The sequence below is a fragment of the Okeania sp. SIO2B9 genome (genome assembly GCF_010672505.1).
Lineage (GTDB): Bacteria > Cyanobacteriota > Cyanobacteriia > Cyanobacteriales > Microcoleaceae > Okeania > Okeania hirsuta.
Window position 1 is genome coordinate 1 of sequence record NZ_JAAHGK010001215.1, and the last position, 2,310, is coordinate 2,310.

At 34.2% G+C, this 2,310-nt stretch carries 2 protein-coding genes; both read right to left on the reverse strand.

Features of this window, described 5'->3' with window-relative positions; translation table 11 throughout:
• Window positions 1-153: 153 nt before the first annotated feature.
• Window positions 154-723: a fasciclin domain-containing protein gene (locus tag F6K13_RS29070; protein ID WP_124145349.1), complete on the reverse strand. Its 570-nt coding sequence runs from the start codon at window positions 721-723 to the stop codon at window positions 154-156.
• Window positions 724-841: 118 nt separating this feature from the next.
• A complete protein-coding gene (locus F6K13_RS29075; RefSeq protein ID WP_287241806.1) occupies window positions 842-1,657 on the reverse strand; it encodes an MBL fold metallo-hydrolase in 816 nt (271 codons plus the stop codon).
• Window positions 1,658-2,310 lie beyond the last annotated feature (653 nt).

Genomic DNA, 2,310 nt, shown 5'->3' on the forward strand with positions numbered 1-2,310 from the left:
GTTATTAACAATAGTACAAAAACTGAAACTTATCTTAAAAATATTTCAAATATAGAACTTTAACTTCTGAGTTCATTAAAAAACCCATTCATAAGCATAGTTAAGAATGGGGTAGATTTAGATATTTGCGATGCACGATATAACGCTAATTAATTATTCAGGTACAATTACAGTGTCAATTACATGAATTACACCATTACTCGCAGGTACATCTGCCTTAACTACATTAGCTTTTCCAACCTTTACACCTGAATTAGAAACATCAATGTTTACTTTACTACCTTCGACAGTCTTAACCATTCCAGATTCTAGATCGCCAGACATTACCTTGCCAGGAACTACATGATAAGTCAGAATTTTTACCAATTTATCTTTGTTTTCTGGTAACAATAACTTTTCTACTGTTCCTGCTGGTAAAGCTGCAAATGCTTTGTCAGTAGGAGCAAATACCGTAAAAGGGCCTTCTCCTTGAAGCACTTCTACCAAACCAGCAGCTTTTAGTGCCGCAGCTAAAGTATTGAATTGACCTGCTTCTGCTGCAGTTGCGACAATATCCTTAGAGTTAGAGTCAGCAATTTGTAAAGGTTGGTTAACTACTGACTGAGTGGAAGATTTTTGAGAGAAGTTAGCTACTGCGGGTAGACCGAAGAATGCGGTAGTACCAACTAATCCTAAAATAGCGATCGCTCTTTCCACTATATTGAAACTATTTTGATTATTCATACCGATCTACTTTTCCTGTTTGTTAAAAAGTGTAAACTTAGTTCTATTTATCTTAACAAAATTTTAATAAGTGTCAAGATAATTTACATAATCATACTCAACTTTTACTTTTCAGTTTTTAATTACTTCCGAGAGAATCCGGAGATACCTGATCGAATCCATAACTCAAAACTTCTATTATCGAGCCTTCTTGAGGAACATCAGCTCTAGTAATAGAAATTGTATCCTGATTGACAACTCTGACTGGAGTTCCTTCCATCACATCAAGAAATTCCTCGATAGGAGCAATATCACAAGTAGCTTCATCAGCAGCTTCAGTTTTGTAATGAGTGGGAATCACAATTCTGGGTTTTAGCACTTCCAATGTCTGCTTTGCCTCTAAAGGAGTATATGCTTTTGGCCCTCCACCTACAGGAATGAGCAGCAAATCTGGACGACCAATTAAAATACGTTCTTCTATGCCAATGGGACTTGCTAGTCCCCCTAAATGTAAAATCTTGATTCCTGCTTGCTGCCATAACCAAGCCACATTAGTCCCGAAGCGACGTCCACCTTCTCTATCTTTAGTAGTACGAATTCCTTGAATTTGTCTATTATCAACCTGATAAACTCCAGGTTCATATAACAACATTGGTGGTGGATTACTTGTAAAACCTTCTACTACTCCCTCATCTAATAATCTACTACTAATTAAAATTAAATCTGTATCTACTATAGGGTTGCGATATCCTGCAGTACAACCTATTGGGCGAAAAGGATTTACTAATACTTTAGTTGCTGCATCTTCAAATAAAAAGCAAGTATGTCCTAACCATTTAATTGTTAAAGATTCTCCTGTTTGTGCTTGAGAATGGTGAAATTTAGATGTTAAACCTGTTCCAATTAAGGCTAATAAACTTGCTTGTGTATAACGTATAAATTTTCGTCTTTTCATTTTAATTTGTTTGACTATAAGTTTCACGCTATAGTAATATAAAATAATTTGTAAAAGAAACTGTAGGGGTTTGATTTCCAAATCCCATCTTCGCTTAAGTTTGGAGACCAAACCCTGTTAGATAAAATATTACAAAATAAGCGCGGGTTGCTATATTTTCTCTTTCTATTACTATAGAACCCATTTGGTATCTATAACTTTGTTACTTTTAGGGTCTAGTTACCGATTTATTAGCCGACGATTTTCTAGCCCTTCTACTTTAGATAATCGAGCTTTTCGCAACTGTTTGTCCAAACAACTGAATAGCCAAATAAAAATAAAATATTAATTTGGAGGAATAGTTTTTCGAGCTTCTTTTATTTCAAAACAAAAAATTGCCGAGGTAAACTACCTCCGCATTTAGCTTTACGGCTCTTGTTCGTTAATGTAAGGTTTTTTCTAGCAGCCTGAGAAGAGTTGATGTGCTATGAAGCTAAACTAACAGTAAAGATCAACAAAATGCCTATTAAGTAAAAAACTTGAGTATATCAATTCTATACTCATAAAAATTTATTCTTGCAAAATACTTGACTTTTTTTCTAAATAGATATAATGTATAGTATTAGTGCTATTTTTTTTTATTGTACATAATTTCAGGCACTCTAAAGAGTTTA

Bases quoted from the DNA above. Each gene is read 5' to 3' on its own strand.
- F6K13_RS29075 (WP_287241806.1), bottom strand. From the start codon at position 1,657: ATGAAAAGACGAAAATTTATACGTTATACACAAGCAAGTTTATTAGCC.
- F6K13_RS29070 (WP_124145349.1), bottom strand. From the start codon at position 723: ATGAATAATCAAAATAGTTTCAATATAGTGGAAAGAGCGATCGCTATT.